Source organism: Aeromonas sp. QDB14, from assembly GCF_027707845.1.
Lineage (GTDB): Bacteria > Pseudomonadota > Gammaproteobacteria > Enterobacterales > Aeromonadaceae > Aeromonas > Aeromonas caviae.
Genome location: NZ_JAPCJD010000140.1, coordinates 1 through 4,613, shown reverse-complemented (window position 1 = coordinate 4,613; position 4,613 = coordinate 1). Strand labels below are relative to the sequence as shown.

The following is a 4,613-nucleotide window of genomic DNA, read 5'->3' as shown; positions in this document are numbered from 1 at the left end:
CGACACTCTTTATCCGCCCCCGGTCTTCACATTTAGATTATTCAGATTAGGCGACAACTATTCTGACACCGGGGGCCAATCTGGGCTCCATTGTTGTGCTGCTTGCCTCCATCGGCACCATGTAGCCTATATGGACTTCAAGGCGGTGCCTCTAGCCAGCCCGATGAGCGCCACCCTTGCTGGGATCTTTGTCTCGCTGGCCTGATCGTTTGAGGCAACAGCCGGTTAATTAGCGGCTCAAACAAGAGCCCCCCTCTTGCCGCTTGACAAGAGGGGGGGCTTTATTTTTTTGCTATAAGCAAATTTATTTTTGGCTTAACTTAATGAGGTCTAGAATAGGGTCGCAATATAGTTTCTCTTCAATGACTCTTGTTTTTTTAAAATGCTTTGAATGAAATCTTAAATGTTTGGTAATTGTTTCCCCCCATGATTTATCATTCATGCTGTCTTTGACATCAATCACTCTTTCAAAGCAGAATAGCATTCTGGAAATATACCAAACATATTTGTCGTATAAAGGGTCATCCTCAGATGTAGCACTATAGCCTTTGGCAAATTGTGGGTTGTCCATCGCTAATTGCAAATAATCTTGATAAGCAGTATCTGCGACAGTTTTTTTTGCGATTTCTTTATTTTCGTGTATGGTCTTCTTTGCAATTAATATCGCCCAGACAGCGATGCCACCACTTATTAACGGAGATAATATTGTGGCTAAACTTACTAAACTATTCATATACACACCCTTCAGTGTTTTCGATTGAAGCCTGCTGGCTCTGCTTTTGTTTTCTTGTATTCTATTACTTTACGTCTGAATGCTGCTAGGTCAATATCTGCAGTACTAATAGCGATTTGGCCTGTTCCATGTGCATGGGATATTAACTTATGATGTTTTTCCTTGTATGGGGCTTGCATTGTTGAACCACCATACTCTCCAGTATTGGCAATGATAATGTGTTGATACATATGCCATTGAAGTGCAGATGCCATATTGTCAAAAGTACTAACATCTTTGTTGTGTGCAGAGATAACAAACATGTCAGTTTGGTCTCTTAAATCAGCTGCTAATCTAATATCTGTCGCATCATAACAAATTGCTCCAGTGAGTTTGAATGGCCCCTCTGGACTTCCTTCAATTTCAATAATGTGTTGGCACGGTCTATATCCTTCAATACCAAGGGAAATTTCTGGCGGTGTCATATGCTGCTTACCCTGATCTCGTATGCGCCACTGCATACCAAACTCAGCTTTATCGGGTATTATCCAACGCGCTTTATTTATAGTTTTACCGTTATGTTCACTAAAAACAAATCCAGCAAAAACTATTGATTTTGTTCTAAGCGCAAGTCCTCTAACAATATCCTCATCATCAGGATGAACTGCTAATTCTGAAAAAACGATTAAATCAGCTGTACTTTTGTAGTTCTGTGACTCAGCCTTTAATTTGGTGCTCAACGTTTGCTCGGTTAACTTACACACCTCTGCTAAATGCTCTCGATGTTTCCATCGAATATTACGGTCATCCAATGTTACATCTGAACGATGGAAATGCTGTTCTTTGGGAAATAGTTGTTGAACAGTTACGACTCGGAATAGGTTGGCTGCGAGCTCCGGTCTATTAACAACAGTAGGTAGAGTAGGAATATCAGATGAAATACAAATGTTTGCATTGAGTTTATCTAGTCTGTTTTTCAAACAAGTCTTAAAGTCATGTAAATTTGTAATTGATAATATATCGTTCTCTTTAATATATGATGAAGAAAATCCTGGCCATTGAAGTCCATGCTGGAGAAGGTGTGAAAACCAATCGCTAATGGTTCCGAATGTGCCGACTATGCACTCTGGTGAATGCAGCATTCCCATTCGTCGCTTAAACCACTGCGTGACAATGCCATAATATCTTTCTTCTTCTAATTTCAAGTCATTTCGCTGAGTAAAGTCAGAATTACCTAATGCCGCACACCTTAATACACTGCAAATCCAATATATTTTTGAGAAGTCATTGGATTCGATGTTGTTTTTTTCCAACCAATCGGGAGTTTGATATCTAGGATCATAGGAACCAACTTGCTTTGGCTCTGGAATGCAAGTTAACTTCGTATCCGCCCTCCATAAATTGGTCCATGATTTGTATTCTGGAATTTCAAGTTTCAGTTCATGAGGCGAAAGTTGCTGGCCATTATCTCTCCAATACTCAGATTTTTCATTTTCAACTAATGCTACTAATTCGATACCTAGCTTTAGTAGTGCGTGCTCGTGTCTGAATGGATTTTCTGTAAAGCAAATAATAGTTGATAGGAAATGAGAATTACTATTTGGAATCAATTCATTTTTTGGCATAGCCCAACGATAGCGATTCATGAAATCCACATTTTTAGTGCGTATTAGCTCACTCCAGATAGCTCTCCAGAATCTACCACCACGATAGGCATATGACTCTAAAATTTCATTAAGTTGATTTAATCTAGATCTGTACGATAACAATAGCTGAGCATTAGCTGGATAGTCTCCGGTAATTTGAGCAGCTATTTCAAATAAATAACCATCTTGTGCAGATAGTGCTTTTAAAAATTGCTTGCCCAGAATTCTATATAATCTATCAATGTCTGGGTCTATAGATTTTTTTCCAAGAAATGGTTGATTTACCACTATTAGATAGAAATGCACTTGCCTATAGATGTAGCTAGGTAAGTTAAGGTTAATGGACAGCAACTGTTGAGCTATTATAGTTGTATTACTAACTAATTGCTTATACTCATGCTGGCTTCCTTTGTCCAATCGTCGATATAAATCTGCCACGCTTCTAAATATGTCAAGCAACAAATAAATCATAACATATTTTTCTTTCTTATTATGATTTTTCTTAACGCGATGAAAAATATTTTTAATTATGTGCTCATATAATGAAGTTGATGGATATATCTCTATCGCTTTGCGAAGCAAAATCATATTTGATGGATCGTTAAGCCAAGTGTATATGAGTTTTTGGGATACTAAATTCGCTTCATTTTCTAATTTTTTAAGCTCAACAGGTGATATTAATTTACTCTTGCTTACTAATGCAGAGCTAAGTCTATGGGCAGAAAATCTACGAAGGGAATCAACTTTTATTGCACTGCCTAAATTAAGGCCTGGAAAAACTTTAACAATATCTTGAAGAGTATCATCATGACCGGTTTGTAATAACTGTTGTAATGCTGGGATGCTCGCATCCAAGGTGTTACGCTCAGCAATGCATGACGCACCGATTTCACTCTGTAGTTCGTTAACTCTATTAGTTAAACTGCTCCAATTATCTAGATTTGATAACTCGAATATCTGGGTTTTAGTGTGGTTTACTCTTAAACATTGCAAGTCACCTGATGTATCACTTGAATCCTGAGATAGGTTCTCATCTAAAATTTCTTGTACGAACTTCTCTATCGCTTCTTGGATGTCATGTTTATTTAACAATGTTCCTGAAATAACAAACCTAAGATCATCTACATATCGACAGTAATCATGTAAAACTATGCTGCCGTCGCTTATTTTGGATTGTAAGCAACCAATTATTTTTTCATCAAAATCTATAAGGTAAGCATTGGAAAGAGCTCCAGAAGAAGCAAGCCCTTGTGGTAGGCCTATGGTTGTGGATATATCTAACTCTTTGGCTAATTTGAGAGATTCATCCGACCAACTCCAATGGAAAGCATTTAATGCTGTATTCCAAAATTCAGTATCATGATTATAAGGTTCAGTTTTTTGTTTTTCTAAATGAGATGCTGTAATCGCTTTTAGCTTTTCTATAAGTAGTTCTATCTTTATTGAACCATAAAAATTTGCTAGGTCTAAATGAACTATATATATTTCATCAGCAGTGCTAATTCTTTTTTGGAAATATCTTCCTACTGATATCGGTCTCTGTAGGAAAGTCCGGTAATCTGAAGAATATTTTCTATAAAATTCACTTCCTCCCCAACGAAACCTAGCTGTGCCATCCTCCCAATCACAGATGAGACGGTTGCCATAACTTACAAGCGTATTCTTTAGTTGTTCTGTATAATCAGGGTCATCTAAACCACAATTTTTTTGTCGACTTTCCAATGCGTCAGCCACACACATTAATATAGCTGTTGCAATTGTCTGATCTTTAATGGAAATATCAGATAAAGGTCGGAGGTTTATATATCCATCCTTCGGTTCCCAAACCTCGTTATTAGCTGACCATTTCGCACTTTTAGGTGCAGGAATTAGTGTTAATTTAGAGTTTTCGAAAATATATCTAGATACATTGCCTGCCAGATCGTTTACTTCCCTACTGATATTAAGTGTGTATTTGTCAAGGGATAATAAGTCTGCATACCAGTTATGGCTACGTATAAACGAGTCGGTTTTTTTCCAAGCCAGTCCCAATATGTATTTATTATTTATATTAGACTGGACTGGCTTTAAATTATAGTATTTTCTATCTAATTGCTTCATGTTTACCCAGATTTTTAATATGTTCGAAATAGTATGAGCTAGTAATGTAATATTGGGTCTTAATATTTTTTATATGTTCGCGAATTCAGATAATAACTGCAACACCCATGGTGCATAGGAGAGAAGAGGCCAACTGCCGGTTCTGGTACGCTTCT

The 4,613-nt window shown here is 37.3% G+C and carries 2 protein-coding genes; both read right to left on the bottom strand.

The features are described from left to right. Window positions 1-304: 304 nt before the first annotated feature. Window positions 305-733, bottom strand: a complete 429-nt coding sequence (locus PG887_RS21845; RefSeq protein WP_270822906.1) for a hypothetical protein — start codon at window positions 731-733, stop codon at window positions 305-307. Between the two features lie 11 nt (window positions 734-744). After that, window positions 745-4,458, bottom strand: a complete 3,714-nt coding sequence (locus PG887_RS21840; RefSeq protein ID WP_270822904.1) for an RNA-directed DNA polymerase — start codon at window positions 4,456-4,458, stop codon at window positions 745-747. Window positions 4,459-4,613 lie beyond the last annotated feature (155 nt).

Coding starts and splice junctions, on each gene's coding strand:
- PG887_RS21845 (WP_270822906.1), bottom strand. CDS start 733: ATGAATAGTTTAGTAAGTTTAGCCACAATATTATCTCCGTTAATAAGT.
- PG887_RS21840 (WP_270822904.1), bottom strand. CDS start 4,458: ATGAAGCAATTAGATAGAAAATACTATAATTTAAAGCCAGTCCAGTCT.